Below are 20,563 nucleotides of genomic sequence, written 5' to 3'. Positions count from 1 at the left end.
TTACAGTCTTCCTTCCATTACTACACGATTACGAGTGTTGAGAAGAGTCTCTTTTACTATTTGCTTTGCACCTTCATAGTCTTTGGATACTACAGCTTGATAAAGAGATTCATTAACGCGGTTAGCGGAATAATGAGGCTGATGAGGAGTAAGCTTCCAGTTTACCGTAGCAATCATGATAATTTTATCTTGATATGAATCCATAATTTGCAGCATAGCTTGATTATTTAAGGCAGACATAATACAGCGTGAAAACAAATGGGAGTATTTGACGTATTCAGGATAATCATCTTGCTGGCTAGCTTCAATCTGATTTTTGAGACATTTTCCTAATTCCGAGATATTTAAAATACAACCGCGTTCAATCATAGAATCTAGCGCATGTATTTTAAAAGAGGTTAGCACTTCCATCATATCCAAAATTTCTTTAACTGAAATTTCTTTCACTAAAATGCCCCGATTTTTTAATGAAACCACAAACCCCTCCGATTCCAAATGAGAAATGGCAGTTCGAATCGGTGTTCGGCTCATGTTTAGTTCGTTTGCAAGTTCGTTTTCTGATAATAGTGTTCCAGGCATGAAATCGCCAAGAATAATCTTTTGACGTATGTTTGCATAGGCAATGTCTATTAAAGATTTAGATGACATGAACTTTTAATTCCTTTCATTTATCATTTACAAAATTATCTTAAAGTAGCTGAGTTTCAACTGCAAGTAAATAATCGTAAGTGTAGGTTCAGGATAAATGAGAAACTTACATGAAGTTTAAAAATAATTAATATTTCATTTACATTCCACTGGTATTCTTCTTGTATACAACTAAGAAAGGAAGGTATACCTAAGCCAAAAGATCGTTTCTCACTGTTTGTAGACCAATGACTTTAAGGGGGAAGATAGAACAAACTAATAAGCGCAGAAAAGTGTTGTATAGAAACATAAATAACAAACAATTTGGAGGAGAAATACAATGAAGGTTTCGTCAAAAACGGTTCTATCTTACGGACTGGGGAGTCTTGGGCAGAATTTAGTTTATATTTTGACTGTTAGTTATTTAATGTTATTTTATACCGATTACTTTGGGATATCAGCAGCTGCTGTAGGAACATTATTTCTTGTAGCCCGATTGTTGGATGCTTTATTGGATCCTTTTATAGGCATCATGGTAGATAATACAAAATCCAGATGGGGAAAGTTTAGGCCGTATCTTTTGCTTCCCCCCGTTATTATGGCCGGTTTTACAGTTCTTTGCTTTTTGCAGCCTAATATTAGTCCTGCCGCTAAGATCATTTACGCTTCTGTAACCTATATCATGTGGGGAATGAGCTTCGGTCTGGTAGATGTTCCATATTGGTCTATGACATCCGCTATCACAGACGATCCAAAGGAAAGAACAAAAGTGGTGATGGTGCCTCGTGTAATGGCAATTATCGCTGCATTATTTGTAAGTGTCTTTACCTTACCGCTTGTTAAAGCGTTAAACAGTTGGATCCTTGTCAGCGCGATCTATGCAGTATTATGTATTGGCTTCTTTTGGATTACGTTTTTCAATGTAAAAGAACAAGTAACAGTAGAACGAAACGAAAAGTTTACGTTCAAAGATGCTTTTCGTGTAATTAAATCGAATCAGCCGCTTCTGCTGTTGTTGTTGACAATGTTAATGGAAGACATCGTAACAAAATTCCGCGGTGCTTTCGGTATCTACTATTTCAAATATTATTTACATGCAGAAAATCTGTTCCCTGTGTTTTCTTTGGTGAGCATAGTGCCAGTATTAATAGGAGGCCTGTTAGCACCTACGATTTCGAAGCGCTTAGGGAAAAAGAAAACTACTATCATTGGAATTATTGGTTACGGTGTAGAGCATATTGCTTTATTCTTTGTAGGCAAAAATATGATTCCGTTCTTTACACTAAATATTCTAGGTGGTTTATTTTTTGGTATAGCGACGATTACAATGAGTGCTATGATTGCTGATTGTGTGGAATACGGGGAATGGAAAACTGGAAAACGGGCAGAGGGAACGGTATTTTCTACTAACACTTTCCGCGCTAAATTCGCAGGAGCGATTGGCGGAGGAATAGGAGCTTATGCGCTTTCTGGTATTGGTTACATCCCGAATCAAACTCAAGCAGGTACAACAATGGTTTGGATGCAGTTGTTTTTTACGCTTATTCCAGGAATTTTGCTGCTTATCTCTGTTATACCGCTTATGAAATACCAGTTAACAGAAGGGTTCTATGAAAAAATCCTATCTGAAATAAAAATTAGACGAAAGAGCCATACGACTGAATTTAAGAATGCGCAATAAGAGCTGATGATTCGGACATGTATGAAAACACACACAAATCAGGGGGAGTAAACATGATGAATTTAAGAGAAAATCCTTTCTATCTAACAGATCAAGATATTGCATGGGTGAACGAAACCTTATGCTCTATGACGACTGAAGAAAAAGTCGGACAACTTTTCTGCTTGCACGGTATGGAGAAGGATGAAAAGAGATTGAAAGAAATACTGGAAAAATTTAAGCCTGGTGGGTTTATGTTTAGGCCAGACAAAGGAACGGCAATTCAAGAGGTTCATCGTTTTTTACAAGAGCAATCCGCTATTCCTCTACTTCTTGCGGCAAACCTAGAAGCCGGAGGAAATGGCATTGCATTGGACGGGACAGCAATTGCTAATCCTATGCAGACAGCAGCAACAGGAAACACAGAAATAGCATACAAGTTAGGGGAGATTGCAGCTAAAGAGGGCAGTGCTGTCGGCTGTAACTGGTCTTTTGCACCTGTAGTAGATATTGATATAAACTTTCGAAATCCGATTACCAACATTCGTACCTTTGGATCAGATGTTTCCACAATTATAAAAATGAGCAAAGAGTATGTACAAGCCTTGCAAGAAAACGGACTAGCGGCATCTATCAAACATTTTCCAGGAGACGGTGTGGATGAAAGAGATCACCATTTAGTGACTTCTGTTAACTCTCTCTCTGTAGAGGAGTGGGATCGTACCTATGGTATTATTTTTAAGGAATTAATTGAGGCAGGTACAAAAACGATTATGCCTGGACATATTATGCTCCCTCATTATTCCAGAAAGCTTCGTCCTGATATTAAGGAAGAAGAAATCATGCCGGCTACTCTATCTAAAGAATTGTTACAGGATTTACTAAGAGAACAATTGCAATTTAATGGTGTCATTGTCTCTGACTCTACCATGATGGCTGGGTTCGCAATGGCAAAAAGTCGAGAAGAGGCAGTTCCTTTAACAATCGAAGCGGGCTGTGATGTGTTCCTCTTTAACCGAGATATACAAGAGGACTTTGAATTTATGATGAAGGGTCTTGAAAACGGACTGCTGACGATGGAAAGAGTAGAGGAAGCAGTCACGAGAGTGTTGGCCTTAAAAGCATCTCTTGGTCTTCATAAAAAAGAAGCCACTGAGTTAATTCCGAGAGAAGAGGAGCTCAAGGTACTCGGCTGTCAAGAACATAAGGAGTGGGCATCCATTGCAGCAGATGAATCTATTACTTTGGTAAAAGATACAAAACAATTACTGCCTATATCCGCTGATCAATATCGAAGAGTTTTGTTAATTCCTGTAGAAAACATAAATTCTCAGTTAAAAGCAGAGGGCTTCTACTCAAAATCCTGGACTGAGAGCTTTGCAGATAAGCTGCGAACAAATGGGTTTGAGGTGGTTCTCTTTGATCCAAATCAAAATTTTGGAGCGTCATTTACAGCTCCTACGTACACAATAAAAGAACAATTTGACCTTGTTATTTATTTGGCGAACCTTCCTACCGCTAGCGTAAAGCCTACTTTGCGGCTGCAGTGGTCGCCCAAGCTTGCGGGCGATTTACCATGGTTCATTCAGGAAGTGCCTACTATTTTCATTTCTTTAGCTAATCCGTATCATTTATTCGATATTCCGAGAGTCCCTGTCATGATTAACTGCTATCACGCAAACGAAAACATTATTGATTATCTTTATAAGAAGTTAACGGGGGAATCCGAATTTAAAGGAAAGAGTCCGGTAGATCCATTTTGTGGATGTTGGGATACGCGGTTTTAATCAATGATATGTTATCTCGCATTAATGGGCAGTAAGACCCCACTGATGGAAGTTTCACTTTATAAGCTAAGGTCGTAACGGTGAATGTACAAGGGGTTTTAATTTAAAAACGGTCATCCTTTCATGGGTATTCTATGAAAGGATGACCGCTTTTTTATGTCTCCAATGAATCTTACAGAAGAACTACAGTTATTAGATAAAGGAATGATTTCTATTTGATTGTAATACCAAATTCACTCAAAGCAAGCGCTTGGAAAGTTTGTATATCAATCGTTTGTTTAGATTTATGATTCCCTATCGTTACGGTATAAGTTTTGTCTGTCAGTGTAACGTGACCATCGTCTGTTCGTTTTGCAAGAAGCGGTGATTTATTAAATGGTGATTGTTCATGGTGGGTAATGATTTGTTGTGCATTTTGTAAAACCGTTTCATCAATTGGCGATGTGAAGAAGTCATAGCCAATTTCTAGAGTGCCATTTTGATATTTTTCAAATGCGTATTCTCCTAAATCTGTTTTTTTCTTTTGAATACGATATTCACCAGTTGAAGAAGATACTAGTTCTCCTGTAAACGGAAGAGGCTGCAGGGCATGGTGTGAACCGAAACCAACATCAATCAAGTATGGCTGACTGTTATGCTGAAGAATCGTTGCAAAGTGTGTTCCAATTAGCCGAATTTCTCCATCATTAAATACAGTGCCACATATCATATGGACTTGAAATCCTAGTTCTTTTAAAGCGTAGTAAAACAAAGGGTTCAGCTCATAGCAAACACCGCCGCGCCGGTTGTCTATAATCTTTCTTTTTAAGTTTTCAAAGGTAATATCAATGTTTTCATTTTGTATAATACTAATATTTTCAAATGGCACATGTTTAGCAAATTGAGATTGTAACGTACGAATATCTTCAAATGTTACATCTTTTTTTTCATATTGAATGCGGTTGAAAAAATCGTTTAGAAAGGTGTTCATTTTATCTCACCTCAAATTATTTTTGTAACTGCTCTGCCTCTTCAATCGCAAGCGGTAAAAAATGCTTATATTGGCGAATACCGTTGTAGAGGCTAGCACCGCCAACAATTACAAATAAAGTTCCAACGATTATACGAGCTGCTGAAAGATCCAAGAAAAATTGGTTCAGGCCAAATAATGCAACAAATAATCCGAGTGCAATCGCTGATTTTCCAGCAAGCCATCCTTTCTCCATGGAACGGTTTGTACGGAAATATTTCGTTTTGTAGAAAAGATACAACATAAATGTAACGATAATACAAAAGACTAATACTGGCATGACCCCAATCCCCCATCTACTTGTATGTTATTTATTTTATTGTAAATCAATTATCGTCCTGTATGAAGTGTTTTGGGTTATAATGGGTATAAATTGGTGAAAAAGGAGACTTTTACATATGCATGAGAAGATTTTAGAAGCAATTAAGCAATTTGATACGATTATTATTCACCGTCATGTACGTCCGGATCCAGATGCATTAGGTTCTCAGTGCGGACTTGGTACAATGCTGCAGCAATCGTTTCCAGAGAAAAAGATTTATATGGTAGGATATAATGAACCGTCTTTAGCATATTTACACGTAATGGATGAAATTGATGATGCTATATATGAAGAGGCGCTTGTTATCGTTTGTGATACAGCAAACCAAGAGCGCGTTTGCGATCAGCGTTATACAAAAGGAAAGCAATTAATTAAAATTGATCATCATCCAAATAAAGATCCGTACGGAGATATTGTTTGGGTAGATACAACTTCTAGTTCTACAAGTGAACTTATTTATGAATTTTATTTATATGGCAAAGACAAAGGGTTAACTTTAACAAAAGAAGCCGCACGTCTTATTTTAGCTGGTATCGTTGGTGACACAGGCCGTTTCTTATTTCCGAGCACATCGGCAAAAACACTTCGTTATGCATCTGAACTTGTAGACATGGGAGTTGAATTCCCTGCATTATATGATGAAATGTATAAAACAAATGAGCGCATTGCACGTTTAAATGGTTACATTTTACAAAATTTCACAATGGCAGAAGAAGGAGCAGCGTATATTAAGATAACGAAAGAAATATTAGAGCAATTTGATGTACTTCCGTCTGAGGCATCAGGAGTTGTTGGAGCACTTGGAAACATTGAAGGCTTAAAAGCGTGGGTTCTATTTCTAGAGGAAAAAGATGTAATTCGTGTTCGACTTCGTTCAAAAGGACCGGTAATTAATACATTAGCAATGCAATATAACGGTGGAGGGCATCCGATGGCGTCAGGTGCAAAAGTTTTTTCTTGGGAAGAAGCAGATCGTCTTTTTGCAGACTTATGTGAATTGTGTAAATAAGAAGAAAGGTAGAGGGGACTCTACCTTTCTTGTTTTATCTTTACGCTAATTTCGAGTGTAGTGTCAAAAGAAACTGTTTCGATTTCAAATCGATAGACACGGTCGTAATATTTATATACTTTATTTTCAATGACCTTTTTCAGTAGTTCTTTATTATTTGCGACGCTCTGAATATTTTGGGTAAGCAAGTGGCGGAGATCATCGCGAATCGAGGTTTTTAATGTTTCAACAGTTAGAGAGTCTACATTGTATTTATCATGATTGACAATCTCAACTTCAATCTCTTGAATCGTTAATATTTTTTTATTTTTTTCATTTTCTTTATTTTGATCTTCAATAATTACATGTAAGTCATCTGTTAATTTCTTTATTTTTGCTTCTTGTTGTTCCAGTGTTTTGGTTTGCACTTCTTGAAATACGCCATATATGTACAAAAAAATAATCCAGCTTAAAATACCGCCAACAGCAGCGCCGCCTAAAAAAAGCTTCCATCGATTGGAGAGTGAGCTTGGAACTCTCATACATGCTCCTGTGTAATCCAATTAATAATAATGAATCCTGTTTGCATACCGCCTGTGGCAAAGAAAATGAGAAGAATTTGTTTCACAATATCTTTTGTATCTCCTCCAAAGAAGCTGCGTTCAAAGCTGTAAAATGTATCAAAAGTCCCGCCAATAGCAGCGACAAGTGCCCAAATTCGTAAATTTTCTGCAAACTGCGTAATCATTGTGAGGGGTGGTTTTCCAACTAAAAAAGCACCGACCCCGCCGATTAACGATCCACCAATCATAACACCAAGGGCAATAAAATAACTTGTAACGAGAAGAGAGAAAAAGCTTTGATTCACTTCCATCATCATTCCCCTTTCTTTTTCATGTATATGGACAAAGAAGGAGAAGTATGTTTTGATTTCACGTATAATAAGAGGTAGTCAAATAGATAAAGAGAGGGCATAAAAGTGAAGTTTGTGCATTTACAATGTCAAACCGTTTATAGTTTATTGAAAAGTGCTTGTAAAATAGACGAGCTTGTTCATCAAGCGAAAGAACTTGGTTTTACAGCATTAGCGATTACAGATGAAAATGTGATGTATGGTGTTGTTCCGTTTTATAAAGCGTGTAAAAAAGCGGGTATTAAACCGATTATCGGTTTAACAGCTTCGATATGGAATGAAGAAGAGGATCGGTCTTATCCACTTGTTTTACTGGCTGAAAACGAAACTGGGTATAGAAATTTACTCAAAATTTCTAGCAGCATTATGACAAAGTCAAAAGACGGTATTCCAAAGAAATGGCTTGCGCACTATGCAGGCGGATTAATTGCGATTTCTCCAGGGAAAAATGGCGAAATTGAACAACTTGTATTGCAGGGCAAACATGAGGTTGCTGAAGAAGTAGCGAATATGTACAAAAGTATATTTGCAAGCTTTTACATAAGCTTGCAGCACCATGCCATTCAAGAAGAATTATTGCTGCAGGAAGAGCTTCTGCCATTTGCAAAGCAGCTTGGAATTCCGCTTGTGGCGACGAATGATATTCGTTATGTCAAACAAGGCGATGCGATTGTACAGGAATGTTTATTATCCGTTCATAGCGGGACAAAAATGACAGATTCTGAAAGGCCGCGTTTACAAACTGATCAATATTATATGAAATCGCCTTCTGAAATGGAAGCGTTATTCTCTGCTATGCCAGAAGCGATTGAAAATACTGTATGTATTGCAGAGCGCTGTCATGTAGAGATTCAGTTTCATACAAATCAACTTCCGAAGTTTCCGGTACAAACAGATGAGTCATCGGATCGCTTTTTACGCCGCATTTGTGAAGAAGGGCTGAAGAAGCGTTATGAAACAGTGACAGATGTGCATAAGGCACGTCTAGCGCACGAATTAGGCGTTATTTCTCGAATGGGATTTAGTGATTATTTTCTTATTGTATGGGACTTTATGACATACGCTCACGAGCACCGCATTTTAACAGGACCAGGCCGTGGTTCGGCAGCTGGATCACTCGTGTCTTACGTACTGGAAATTACCGATATCGATCCAATTCAGTATGATTTACTGTTTGAACGATTTTTAAATCCAGAGCGTGTTACACTTCCTGATATTGATATTGATTTTCCAGATATTCACCGCGATGAAATGATTCGTTATGTGAAAGATAAATATGGAGAACTACGTGTTGCTCAAATCGTAACATTTGGAACACTTGCAGCAAAAGCAGCGATTCGCGACATTGCAAGAGTAATGGGGCTGCCGCCAAATGAAATTGATATTTTTTCAAAGCATATTCCATCCAGGGTTGGGATTACATTAGAGGAAGCTTATGCAGAATCGCAAGCACTGCAAAATTATATACAAAGTAACCTCATATTTCAAAGGATATTTTATATCGCAAAACGGGTAGAAGGCTTGCCCCGTCATACGTCTATTCATGCAGCCGGAGTGATTATGAGTGAAGAACCGCTTACAAATAGCGTTGCCATTCAAGATGGGCATGATGGTGTATATATTACGCAATATCCCGCAGAGGTATTAGAAGAACTTGGATTGTTAAAGATGGATTTTCTTGGTCTTCGTAATTTAACGTTGCTTGAAAATATTCGTACCTTTGTTGCACAAACAACTGGGACAAATATAGATATAAAGAAATTGCCTCTTCAAGATGCGAAAACATTTGCACTGCTTGGACGAGGAGATACGACTGGAATTTTCCAGCTCGAATCAAGCGGAATGCGGAATGTTTTGCGTTCGTTAAAACCGAATGAGTTTGAAGATATTGTTGCAGTCAACGCGCTATATCGACCAGGACCAATGGAGCAAATTCCGGTGTTTATTGAATCAAAACACGGGAAACGTGCGATTCATTATCTTCATCCTGATTTGAGACCAATTTTAGAAAATACGTATGGAGTTATCGTTTATCAAGAACAAATTATGCAAATTGCCTCTCGTTTAGCAGGATTTTCTCTTGGTGAGGCGGACTTATTACGCCGTGCAGTAAGTAAAAAAAATCGTGATATTTTAGATGAAGAGCGTACTCACTTTGTGAAAGGTTGTTTGCAAAATGGATATGATGAAGAAACTGCCCAAAAAATTTATGATTTAATCGTTCAATTTGCGAATTATGGATTTAACAGAAGTCATGCAGTTGCTTATAGTATGATTGGATATCAGCTTGCCTATTTAAAAGCAAATTATCCGCTGCAGTTTATGACAGCACTATTATCAAGTGCAATTGGAAATGAAGAGAAGATTGTACAATATGTTCGGGAAACAAAGCGAAAAGGGTTTCATGTTTTACCTCCATCTCTTCATAAGAGCAGTTATGATTTTCATGTTGAAGGAAATGCAATTCGGTATAGTTTACTTGCTATTCGCAATGTAGGGATGGCGACAGTGAAAGCCTTGATTGAAGAAAGGAACAAAAAAACATTTCAAGATTTATTTGAGTTTTGTTTACGTATGCCGGCGAAGTTTGTAACAGAACGCAATTTAGAAACAATGATTTGGGCGGGGTGTTTTGATGATTTTGAGGTTTCACGTTCGTCCTTGTTTAACAGTATTAAAGGTGCGTTAGAATATTCGAGCTTAGCACGTGAAATTGGCGAGGAACTTGTGCCGAAGTCAGAGTATGCACAAGAGGCAGAGCTATCTTTTATCGAACAATTAAATAAAGAGAAAGAAGCACTAGGTTTTTATTTATCAAGTTATCCAACTGCACAGTACGAACCGCTTGTTAAACAATTAGAAATTCCGACACTTGCACAAGCGATGAAGCAGCAAAGAAAAGTGCAGCGGGCAATTGTGTATTTGACAAATATAAAAATCATTCGGACAAAAAAATTACAAAAGATGGCGTTTGTCACGTTTTGTGATCAAAATAATGAAATGGAAGCAGTTGTATTTCCTGAAACATATATCCATTTTGCAGAGCGGTTACAAGAAGGTGAAATTGTTTTAATAGAAGGTACAATTGAACAGCGAAATCACAAGCTGCAATGGATTATAAATGGTGTCTATCCGCTAGAACAAATGGATACTTACGATAAAATGAAAGACGCTTCTATTTACGTGAAAGTACCATCACAGTATGAAAAAAGGCTGTTAAACAATGTAACAAAAATATTATTTCACTATTCAGGTTTTGTGAAAGTACTAATTTATTATGAAAAAGAGCATAAGATGGTACAATTATCTCGTAGTTTATCAATTCATCCAAGTGAAGAATGCCTACAAGCACTTTATGAGGTAGTCGGGAAGGAAAATGTCGTTGTAAAAATATAATGGACAATTTCCCTCTATTTCGATTATAGTAATAATAGCGTTCGTGGTCAGACCACCTTGGAGAATGAATAATGCTATTCAGCAAGAACATATGAGGAGAGTGGATCGTTTGTCAACACTTCGTGAAGAAGCACTTCACATGCATAGAGTGCATCAAGGAAAATTAGAAACTGTATCAAAAGTAAAGGTAGAAAATGCAAAAGATTTAAGTCTTGCGTATTCTCCAGGGGTTGCAGAACCATGTAAAGTTATTTATGACGATAAAAGCAAGGTATACGAATATACAATGAAGGGCAATATGGTAGCAGTTGTAACAGATGGAACGGCTGTGTTAGGTCTTGGAAATATTGGACCGGAAGCATCTCTTCCAGTTATGGAAGGTAAAGCTGTATTATTTAAGAGCTTTGCTGGTGTAGATGCATTTCCAATTGCTTTAAATACAAATGATGTAGATAAGATTGTTGAAACTGTAAAATTAATGGAGCCAACTTTTGGCGGCGTAAACTTAGAAGATATTGCAGCGCCAAACTGCTTCATTATTGAAGAGCGTTTAAAGAAAGAAGCAAATATTCCTGTATTCCACGATGATCAGCATGGGACAGCAATTGTAACAGTAGCGGGTCTTGTAAATGCATTAAAGCTAGTTGGAAAGAAAATGTCTGATATTAAAGTTGTCGCAAACGGTGCCGGAGCAGCTGGCATTGCGATTATTAAACTTTTATATCGCTACGGCGTACGTGACATTATTATGTGCGATACGAAAGGTGCGATTTTTGAAGGTCGTCCTGTTGGTATGAATCCTGTGAAAAATGAAGTTGCAAAATATACGAATAAAAATCGTGTAGAGGGTTCATTAGCAGAGGTGATTCAAGGTGCAGATGTGTTCATCGGTGTATCTGCAGAAGGCGCATTAACAGAAGAAATGGTTCGTTCTATGAACAAAGATGCAATTATCTTTGCGATGGCGAATCCAAATCCAGAAATTATGCCAGAAATCGCAAAAGCAGCTGGAGCAGCTGTTGTAGGTACAGGTCGTTCGGACTTCCCGAACCAAGTAAACAACGTATTAGCTTTTCCTGGTATTTTCCGCGGTGCTCTTGACGTACATGCAACGCAAATTAATGAAGAAATGAAGATTGCAGCAGTAAAAGCAATTGCTGAGCTTGTATCAGCTGAAGAACTGAATGAGGATTATATTATTCCAGCTCCATTCGATGCGCGCGTAGCACCGCAAGTGGCAGCGTATGTAGCGAAAGCTGCAATGGAAACAGGTGTTGCTCGCCGTCAAGTCGATCCGAATGAAGTAGCTGAGAAAACAAGAAAACTAGCGATTATCGGTAAAGAATAAGCGAGGAGTGTCCATTGACATCATCACAAACAAAAGTATACCTGGAAATAGTGAAAAAAATCCGTTCTATTATAAAAGAGGACGGATTAGAAGCAGGTAATCGCCTGCCATCTGAACGAGAGCTAAGCGCACGTTTAAATGTTGGTCGTTCCTCTGTTCGTGAAGCGCTCAGAGCGCTGGAATTGGTCGGCTTAATTGAAACGCGGCGCGGTGAAGGGACGTTCATTCGAAATTTTTATGAAAATGGTCTTGTGCAATTAATTGCACCGTTCGTATTACAAGATGAAAAAACGCGGCAAGATTTGTTACAAATGAAAGAATTGCTTGAGAGGGATGCGATTCGTGTTTTATGTCAAATGCAGACAGAAGACTGCTTAAAGGCACTTAAGGCAACTTTTTCTAATGAACAGTCATCTATCGCTGAATTTCATCAAAACTTTTTAAAAACGCTTGTAGAGCAAGTAGATAATTTTTTAATGTATCGTGTTTGGATGATTGTACATGACTACGCTTCGACGCTTTCTTGTGATGTTCATTTAAACGCGAGAGAGTTGCATGAAAAGCTATATAAAGCATTAGAGAATAAGCAGGAACAAACAGCAATAGAGCTTTATGATGCAATCATAGAGAACATACAGTTTCATTTGTAATTCTAACATCTATACAAAATTTGTCGAAATGACCATGACACGTTCTGACAAACATTCTGCCAGACAACGTTTAAAGTTAAACGTAAAGAGATGGGTTATAAGACAAATTGAGAAAACAAGGCTAACACTTATTAATGTAGGTGTTAGCCACATTTTCTTACTCGTTAACCTTAGCTCTTTTATCACCTAAAGGAGGGTCAAACTTTGCTACGAGATTTATTCCAAAAGAAGAAAAAATATGCTGCAATTCCTTCAGAGCAAGTAAGAAGAGATGTACCGGACGGTGTCATGACAAAATGTCCGAAATGCAAAAAAATCATGTATACGAAAGAACTTCTGAAGAATTTAAAAGTATGTGTTAACTGTGGGTATCATCATCCGATGAACGCATGGGAGCGTCTTGAAAGTTTGTTAGATGAAAATTCATTTCGTGAATATGACAAAGAAATGATTTCGGCAAACCCGCTTCACTTCCCTGGTTATGAGGAGAAACTTGAGAGCGATCGTAAAAAAACTGGATTAAACGAAGCAGTTGTGACAGGAGAAGGAACAATTGAGAATATGCTCGTTGTTGTTGCGGTTATGGATTCAAGGTTTCGAATGGGAAGCATGGGCTCTGTTGTAGGTGAAAAAATTGCGCGTGCTGCTGAAAAAGCACATGAAATGAAAGTGCCGTTTCTTATTTTTACCGCATCAGGCGGAGCTCGTATGCAAGAGGGCATTTTAAGTTTAATGCAAATGGCGAAGACGAGTGTTGCTTTGAAAAAGCATAGCGATGCAGGCGGTTTATTCATTTCTATTATGACACATCCAACGACGGGCGGAGTTTCCGCGAGCTTTGCTTCACTTGGTGACTACAATCTAGCAGAACCAGGCGCATTAATTGGATTTGCAGGTCGTCGTGTAATTGAACAGACTGTTCGTGAAAAATTGCCGGAGGACTTCCAAACGGCAGAGTTCTTACTGGAACATGGACAATTAGATGCAGTTGTGCACCGTAATGATATGAGAGATACACTCCGCAAGATTTTAGAAGTTCATCAAGGGGAGGAAGTGGCGTCATGGCAGAATTAGAATTTGAAAAGCCGGTTGTTGAGCTGAAAAATAAGATTCTTGAATTAAAAGAGTATACAAAAAACAGCCAGATGGACTTCAGTGAAGAAATCCGTATTTTGGAAGATAAGTTAGAGCATTTAGAGGAAGAAATATACGGCAATATGAAAGTATGGGACCGTGTTCAAATTGCTCGTCATGCCGAAAGACCGACAACACTTGATTATATTGAGCACTTATTTACTGACTTTTTTGAGTGTCATGGAGATCGCCTATTTGGTGATGATGCAGCAATTGTCGGCGGTATTGCGAAATATAATGGAATGCCTATAACGGTAATTGGCCATCAGCGCGGAAAAGATACGAAAGAAAATATTCGCCGAAATTTTGGAATGCCTCACCCAGAAGGCTATCGCAAAGCAATGCGCCTTATGAAACAAGCAGAGAAATTTAATCGTCCTATCATTTGCTTTATTGATACGAAAGGTGCATATCCTGGAAAAGCAGGTGAAGAACGCGGACAAAGCGAAGCGATTGCACGTAATTTATTTGAAATGGCCGGACTCTCTGTACCGGTTATATGCATTGTGATTGGTGAAGGCGGCAGTGGCGGTGCGTTAGGACTTGGTATTGGGAATTATGTCCACATGTTAGAAAACTCCACGTATTCAGTTATTTCTCCCGAAGGAGCGGCAGCAATTCTTTGGAAAGATGCTACGAAAGCAAAAGAAGCTGCTGAAGCGATGAAAATTACGGCGGCTGATTTGAAAGAATTAGGTGTAATTGATGAAATGATTCCAGAAGCTCGCGGCGGTGCGCATCGCAACGTTAAAGAACAAGCGGAATATATAAACCGTACCTTACAAAAAACATTCCAACAATTAGAAGGTGTTTCGAAAGAGGAACTGGTTGAAAATCGTTATACAAAATATATGAAAATTGGGCAAGTTTCGTTTTCAAACGCTTCCATTGGGGTAAAATAGAAAAAGCGTGCGTTCCATCTCGCGAATGCACGTTTTTCTTATGAAAAAGACACATCTTCTCCATTGTCATTTTATCTTTCTTCATGTTATTTTATTATAAGGCAAATAATCTTTATGAGGTGAGTACTAATGAAACGTATTGGTGTGTTAACGAGTGGTGGAGATTCACCTGGTATGAACGCTGCTATTCGTGCGGTTGTTCGTAAAGCAATGTACCACGATCTAGAAGTGTATGGTATCTACCATGGATACGCAGGATTAATTTCTGGTCATATTGAAAAATTAGAGTTAGGCTCTGTAGGCGATATTATCCACCGCGGTGGAACGAAATTATATACAGCAAGATGCCCTGAGTTCAAAGAACTAGAAGGACAATTAAAAGGAATTGAACAATTAAAGAAATTCGGTATTGAAGGACTTGTTGTTATTGGTGGCGATGGTTCTTACCAAGGTGCAAAAAAATTAACAGAGCATGGTTTCCCGTGTGTAGGTGTACCGGGCACAATTGATAATGATATTCCTGGTACTGATTTTACAATTGGTTTTGATACAGCTTTAAACACTGTTATTGATGCAATTGATAAAATTCGTGATACAGCTACATCTCATGAACGTACATATGTAATTGAAGTAATGGGCCGTCATGCGGGAGATATTGCGTTATGGGCAGGTTTAGCGGACGGTGCAGAAACAATTTTAATTCCGGAAGCAGACTATGAAATGAACGATGTAATTGCTCGTTTAAAACGCGGTAGCGAACGTGGAAAGAAACATAGTATTATTGTCGTAGCTGAAGGTGTTGGCAGCGCGATTGAAATCGGTAAACAAATTGAAGAAGCAACAAACTTTGATACACGCGTTACAGTATTAGGTCACGTACAGCGCGGAGGATCTCCAAGTGCGATGGACCGTGTATTAGCAAGCCGTCTTGGTGCAAGAGCAGTTGAGCTTTTATTAGAAGGAAAAGGTGGCCGCTGCGTAGGTATTCAAAACAATCAACTTGTTGATCATGATATTATTGAAGCGTTAGCGCAAAAACATCAACTTGATTTAGATGTGTATCAGTTATCAAAAGAATTATCCATCTAATTGGCGTAGTGTCGGATTGGTGGTAACGTTTTCATAAATATTTGGAGGTGCGTTATGCGCAAAACTAAAATTGTATGTACAATTGGTCCTGCTAGCGAAAGTATTGAAAAATTAGAACAATTAATGGGAGCGGGTATGAACGTTTGTCGTTTAAACTTCTCTCACGGTAGCCATGAAGAGCACGGAGCACGTATTAAAACCATCCGTGAAGCTGCGAAGAAAACTGGTAAAACTGTAGCAATCTTACTTGATACAAAAGGTCCAGAAATTCGTACACATGACTTTGTAGACGGACAAGCTGAGCTAAAAACAGGTGCAGAAGTTGTTATTTCTACAGAGCAAGTATTAGGAACTGCTGAAAAGTTCTCTGTAACTTACGCGGGACTTTATGATGATGTCGATGCAGGTTCTCGCATTCTAATCGATGATGGTCTTATTGAGTTAGAGGTAATCGGAAAAGCGAACGGTGATATCCGCACAAAAGTATTAAACAGCGGTACTGTAAAAAATAAAAAAGGTGTAAATGTACCAAACGTAAGCATTAAGCTTCCTGGTATTACAGAAAAAGACATTCAAGATATCATCTTCGGTATCGGACAAAATGTTGACTTTATCGCAGCTTCTTTCGTACGCAAAGCATCTGACGTATTAGAAATTCGTGAGCTATTAGAAGAGCACGGAGCACAACATATTCAAATTATTCCAAAAATCGAGAACCAAGAAGGTATCGATAATATCGACTCTATCCTAGAAGTTTCTGACGGCTTAATGGTAGCGCGCGGTGACATGGGTGTAGAAATTCCACCAGAAGAAGTACCGTTAGTGCAAAAGCGTCTAATCAAAAAATGTAATGTATTAGGGAAGCCAGTCATCACTGCAACGCAAATGTTAGATTCTATGCAGCGTAACCCTCGTCCAACACGCGCGGAAGCAAGTGACGTAGCGAACGCTATTTTCGATGGCACAGATGCAATCATGCTTTCTGGTGAAACAGCAGCAGGTTTATACCCACTTGAAGCGGTACAAATGATGGCAAACATCGCGATTCGTGTTGAGAAATCACTGCAATATGAAGACATGTTCCAAAAACGTCTTAAAGAGCAATCTAGCACAATTACAGATGCAATTAGTCAATCTGTTGCACATACAGCAATCGCGCTTGATGTAGCGGCAATCGTAGCTCCTACAGAAAGCGGCTATACTGCGAAAATGATCTCTAAATATCGTCCGAAATCTCCAATCGTAGCAGTAACATCTAATGAACAAGTATGCCGTCGTCTTGCGCTTGCATGGGGTGTACAAGCGTATATGGCAGAGGAAAAGGCAAAATCTACAGACGAAATGTTAGAAACTGCTATTGAAACAGCTATGGATGCAGGTATGATTGGCCTTGGTGATACAGTTGTTATTACTGCTGGTGTACCAGTTGCTGAAACTGGCACAACAAACTTAATGAAAATTCATGTTGTTGGCGAACAAATCGCTAAAGGACAAGGAATTGGCCGTAAAACAGCAAAAGGTAAAGTTGTTGTAGCGAAAACAGCTGAAGAAGCATTAGCAAACGTAACAGAAGGTTCTATCCTTGTTACAACAAGTACTGATAAAGATATGATTCCTGCAATTGAAAAAGCTGCAGCTCTTGTTGTAGAAGAAGGCGGCTTAACAAGCCATGCAGCGGTTGTTGGTGTAACAATTGGTATTCCAGTTATCGTTGGTGTAGAAACTGCGACTGCTATCCTAAAAAATGGTCAAGAAGTAACAGTTGATGCAGCGCGTGGAATTGTATATAATGGACATGCGGAAGTGCTATAAGAAATAATATGTAGGGAAGGATGGAAATCCTTCTCTTTTTTTTACTCAATTTGAAAACATGAGGTGAGAGGAATGAAGGTATTTCTCTTTTTGTTAATTTTAATTCCAGCGTTAGAGGTTACGGTATTGATTGGATCGAGTCAATTGATTGGGCTGTGGCCGACGTTTTGTGTGATTGTAGTAATGAGTATCATGGGAGCATATATAGCGAAACGGCAAGGAGTAGCAGTTTGGAGAGATATTCAGTATCGGTTAAGTAGAGGTGAGATTCCAGGTGATGCTGTATTAGATGCGATTTGCATTTTTGCAGGCGGTATACTTCTGCTAATCCCAGGGTATATAACAGATTGTATAGGATTGTTTTTATTGATTCCGATAGCGAGAAAACCGGTGAAATATATGATAATCAAATGGATGGAACGAAAAATAAACCGAAATAACACTATTATTGTGCAAAAATAACGCTTGAAAGAGGAAACTCTTCAAGCGTTATTTTTTGTCGAAAATACAAATGAATAAATATTCGTTTGTAGAAAAAGGAAGAAAAAGATTGAATTTTTATTCGCATTAGTGAATAAAAAAACAAGGAGAGATTTCTCCTTGTTTTTAGTTGATTTTTATTGATGAAAATTCACTTTATACTGTCCGTAAGAGCCCGATTGGTTCAACTAACCATAAGTAGGAAAACCGCCTACTTATGGAAGTTTCACTTTACCCCTTTATGAACTTCCAAAGATCTTTAAATACATTTGCTTTATGCAATGTATTTAATAACACGAGTGTTACAGGGCCAATAATCAATCCTAAAAAACCAAATAATTTAAATCCGATAAATAAAGAAAATAATGTTGGAAGTGGATCGAGTCCGATGTTGGATGATAATACCTTTGGTTCCATTAATTGTCGCTGTACAATGACAACGATATATAAAATGAGTAAACCAAGTGCGAAAGCAGTATCTCCTGTAAAGAATACATAAATAATCCATGGAACGAAAACAGTCCCTGTTCCTAAGTATGGAAGTAAATCAACAACTCCTGTAATAAGGGCGATAGTAATTGCGTATGGTACACGCAAAATTAATAGGCCGATTAGAACGATAATGGTTGTCATTGATATAAGTGTAAATTGTGCTTTTACAAATCCAAACAAAGCTTTTCGTAAATCAACAAAAATTGTTTTTCCATAGCCGTGTAACCGATTAGGCAATAATTTTTCAATTTTATGGGCGAGACGGTGCCAATCAAAGCTAATAAAGAAAGTGGCTAATAAGACGAATACAAGAACAGTTAACATAGTCGGAAGAGCGCTAATGAAATTTGTTAATCCGCTTATAATAGCTGTCAAAATAGTTTTCATTTGCTGAGTTGCTTCTGCCCCAAGGTTTTGAATGTTTGTTGTAATCGTAATTTGTTGTGTTGCTCCAAGGTGATTAAATTTAGCAATCAAATCATTGTAAAGCGGCATAATGTTGGTGAGTGCGAATTCTTGCAGATACTGAACCATAGCCGGGAATTTTTCAGGTACAATTTGTAATAAGTAAGTTGCTGCGGAAATCGCTTCTGTTACAAGATACGTAACGAGTCCAACGATAGCCCCAAATACAAGGATGAGGCTAATAAAAACAGACAAAGCACGAGGAAATCGTAGTTTTTGATCAAGAAAGTTTACAACTGGATTGATCAAATATGCAATTGCAAAAGCGATAATAAATGGGTATACCAGACCTGCTATATATATGAGTGCGTATACTCCTAATATAGTTGCTGCAATGACAAAGAGAAGTCGAAGTGCTATGTATAGTGAATGTCGATTCAAAGGTCTTTCCCCCTTTGCAAAATATGTTGTGTATGAGCTAAAGTTGTGTAAATGTTCACTTATCAAATGATGAGATGCTTTGATGCCTCTTCTGTAAATGGTATGATATTGTATGGGTTTTTCCCTTTTTATTTTACCTTTTTCTTATAAGAAAGAAAAGGAAAGCAAAGTCCATTTGGTTATAAGTGGAAACGATTCTCTATTTGTTGAATGAATTCCTCTTTTTTCTACTATTCGCGGGCAGTAAGATTCCCGCCTAAGTGAGGAAGATATTTTTGGCATGCGCCCGATTCGTTCAAATAACCATCATTGAGAGGTGAAAAAACCCCCCGATGATGGAAGTTTCACTTTATTTCATTAAACGGACATGTTTGAGAGCCCTTCATTATTTTCAGAAAGGATGAGGCATTATGATTAGTCAATCAACTTTATTTTTATTCATACTTCTTCTCATTGGATTTATCGCAAAAAATCAATCTTTATCAGTAGCAGTTGGCGTTTTGCTGTTGATGAAATGGACGTTCTTAGGAGATAAACTTTTTCCTTATTTTCAAACGAAAGGAATTAACCTTGGGGTTACCATTATAACAATTGCGGTGCTTGTGCCGATCGCGACAGGAGAAATTGGATTTAAGCAACTTGTAGAGGCGACAAAGTCTTATTATGCTTGGATTGCTCTTGCTTCTGGTATTGCTGTAGCGCTTCTTGCGAAAGGCGGTGTACAACTTTTAGCGAGTGATCCGTACATTACGACAGCTCTTGTGTTTGGAACGATTATTTCGGTAGCACTATTTAATGGAGTAGCGGTGGGACCGTTAATTGGAGCTGGAATTGCATATGCTGCGATGAGTATTATACAGCTATTTAAATAAAAAAATTTTATTGTAATATAAATTTTCGAATTCTTTCCATTCACAAAAGTCAGATAATTGTTTATAATAGATTTATGGAACTTCTTCGAGTTACATAACAGCATAGACCTACACCAAATAAAATAAAAACAACATGAAATAATTTGGTTAATATTGTTTTATGTTGTTTTTATATATCAGCTCTCCGAAATTATATTTCCTCACTATGTATCGTTTGTAGCGTGGGGGATCGGGGA

The 20,563-nt window shown here is 38.0% G+C and carries 18 protein-coding genes; 12 read left to right on the top strand and 6 right to left on the bottom strand.

Features of this window, described 5'->3' with window-relative positions; all coding sequences use genetic code 11:
- Complete coding sequence (locus NKR74_RS19515; RefSeq protein ID WP_253630553.1) at window positions 1-648, bottom strand: GntR family transcriptional regulator; 648 nt, start codon at window positions 646-648, stop codon at window positions 1-3.
- Between the two features lie 319 nt (window positions 649-967).
- Between NKR74_RS19515 and NKR74_RS19510 the strand changes: the two genes are divergently transcribed.
- Window positions 968-2,308 carry a glycoside-pentoside-hexuronide (GPH):cation symporter gene (locus tag NKR74_RS19510; RefSeq protein ID WP_098305366.1) on the top strand — a complete coding sequence of 447 codons (1,341 nt, stop codon included), beginning with the start codon at window positions 968-970 and terminating at the stop codon, window positions 2,306-2,308.
- 53 nt (window positions 2,309-2,361) lie between these two features.
- Window positions 2,362-4,074 (top strand): glycoside hydrolase family 3 protein, encoded by a 1,713-nt coding sequence (locus NKR74_RS19505; RefSeq protein ID WP_253630552.1) that lies wholly within the window; start codon window positions 2,362-2,364, stop codon window positions 4,072-4,074.
- Window positions 4,075-4,285: 211 nt separating this feature from the next.
- On the opposite strand, the gene NKR74_RS19500 is transcribed toward NKR74_RS19505, so the two are convergent.
- The gene (locus NKR74_RS19500; RefSeq protein WP_253630551.1) at window positions 4,286-5,044 is read right to left on the bottom strand and encodes an arylamine N-acetyltransferase family protein; all 759 of its coding nucleotides are present in this window, start codon (window positions 5,042-5,044) and stop codon (window positions 4,286-4,288) included.
- A gap of 16 nt (window positions 5,045-5,060) precedes the next feature.
- On the bottom strand, window positions 5,061-5,363 hold the full coding sequence (locus NKR74_RS19495; protein WP_098305360.1) for a YtpI family protein: 303 nt from the start codon (window positions 5,361-5,363) through the stop codon (window positions 5,061-5,063).
- A gap of 118 nt (window positions 5,364-5,481) precedes the next feature.
- Between NKR74_RS19495 and NKR74_RS19490 the strand changes: the two genes are divergently transcribed.
- Window positions 5,482-6,414 (top strand): DHH family phosphoesterase, encoded by a 933-nt coding sequence (locus NKR74_RS19490; RefSeq protein ID WP_253630550.1) that lies wholly within the window; start codon window positions 5,482-5,484, stop codon window positions 6,412-6,414.
- A gap of 20 nt (window positions 6,415-6,434) precedes the next feature.
- On the opposite strand, the gene ytrI is transcribed toward NKR74_RS19490, so the two are convergent.
- A complete protein-coding gene (gene ytrI, locus NKR74_RS19485) occupies window positions 6,435-6,935 on the bottom strand; it encodes a sporulation membrane protein YtrI (RefSeq protein ID WP_098305356.1) in 501 nt (166 codons plus the stop codon).
- Window positions 6,932-7,273, bottom strand: a complete 342-nt coding sequence (gene ytrH / locus NKR74_RS19480; protein ID WP_098305354.1) for a sporulation membrane protein YtrH — start codon at window positions 7,271-7,273, stop codon at window positions 6,932-6,934. Before ytrH ends, ytrI begins: the two co-directional genes overlap by 4 nt.
- A 99-nt stretch (window positions 7,274-7,372) precedes the next feature.
- Between ytrH and dnaE the strand changes: the two genes are divergently transcribed.
- From dnaE to NKR74_RS19440, 8 genes are all read left to right on the top strand, one after another.
- The gene (gene dnaE, locus NKR74_RS19475; RefSeq protein ID WP_253630549.1) at window positions 7,373-10,702 is read left to right on the top strand and encodes a DNA polymerase III subunit alpha; all 3,330 of its coding nucleotides are present in this window, start codon (window positions 7,373-7,375) and stop codon (window positions 10,700-10,702) included.
- Between the two features lie 91 nt (window positions 10,703-10,793).
- A complete protein-coding gene (gene ystJ, locus NKR74_RS19470) occupies window positions 10,794-12,050 on the top strand; it encodes an NADP-dependent malic enzyme (RefSeq protein ID WP_176524509.1) in 1,257 nt (418 codons plus the stop codon).
- Window positions 12,051-12,064: 14 nt separating this feature from the next.
- Window positions 12,065-12,700: a FadR/GntR family transcriptional regulator gene (locus NKR74_RS19465; protein ID WP_253630548.1), complete on the top strand. Its 636-nt coding sequence runs from the start codon at window positions 12,065-12,067 to the stop codon at window positions 12,698-12,700.
- 204 nt (window positions 12,701-12,904) lie between these two features.
- A complete protein-coding gene (gene accD / locus NKR74_RS19460; RefSeq protein WP_098305346.1) occupies window positions 12,905-13,774 on the top strand; it encodes an acetyl-CoA carboxylase, carboxyltransferase subunit beta in 870 nt (289 codons plus the stop codon).
- Window positions 13,762-14,736 carry an acetyl-CoA carboxylase carboxyl transferase subunit alpha gene (accA, locus tag NKR74_RS19455; protein WP_253630547.1) on the top strand — a complete coding sequence of 325 codons (975 nt, stop codon included), beginning with the start codon at window positions 13,762-13,764 and terminating at the stop codon, window positions 14,734-14,736. The genes accD and accA overlap by 13 nt, the downstream gene beginning before the upstream one ends.
- A 129-nt stretch (window positions 14,737-14,865) precedes the next feature.
- Entirely contained in the window at window positions 14,866-15,825 is a 960-nt protein-coding gene (gene pfkA, locus NKR74_RS19450) for a 6-phosphofructokinase (protein ID WP_098305342.1), read from the top strand.
- A gap of 54 nt (window positions 15,826-15,879) precedes the next feature.
- Entirely contained in the window at window positions 15,880-17,637 is a 1,758-nt protein-coding gene (gene pyk / locus NKR74_RS19445) for a pyruvate kinase (RefSeq protein ID WP_098305340.1), read from the top strand.
- 72 nt (window positions 17,638-17,709) lie between these two features.
- Window positions 17,710-18,099, top strand: coding sequence for an FxsA family protein (locus NKR74_RS19440; RefSeq protein ID WP_098305338.1), 390 nt, complete (start codon window positions 17,710-17,712; stop codon window positions 18,097-18,099).
- 249 nt (window positions 18,100-18,348) lie between these two features.
- Here the strand turns inward: NKR74_RS19440 and ytvI are convergent, their stop codons facing one another.
- Window positions 18,349-19,455 carry a sporulation integral membrane protein YtvI gene (gene ytvI / locus NKR74_RS19435; protein WP_098305336.1) on the bottom strand — a complete coding sequence of 369 codons (1,107 nt, stop codon included), beginning with the start codon at window positions 19,453-19,455 and terminating at the stop codon, window positions 18,349-18,351.
- 410 nt (window positions 19,456-19,865) lie between these two features.
- Here ytvI and NKR74_RS19430 point away from each other — a divergent pair, with 410 nt between their 5' ends.
- A complete protein-coding gene (locus NKR74_RS19430; protein ID WP_098305334.1) occupies window positions 19,866-20,327 on the top strand; it encodes a DUF441 domain-containing protein in 462 nt (153 codons plus the stop codon).
- Window positions 20,328-20,563 lie beyond the last annotated feature (236 nt).

It is taken from the genome of Bacillus sp. 3103sda1, from assembly GCF_024159135.1.
Lineage (GTDB): Bacteria > Bacillota > Bacilli > Bacillales > Bacillaceae_G > Bacillus_A > Bacillus_A rhizoplanae.
Note: the sequence above shows the minus strand (reverse complement) of the source record. Positions and strands in the feature narration are given on the sequence as shown.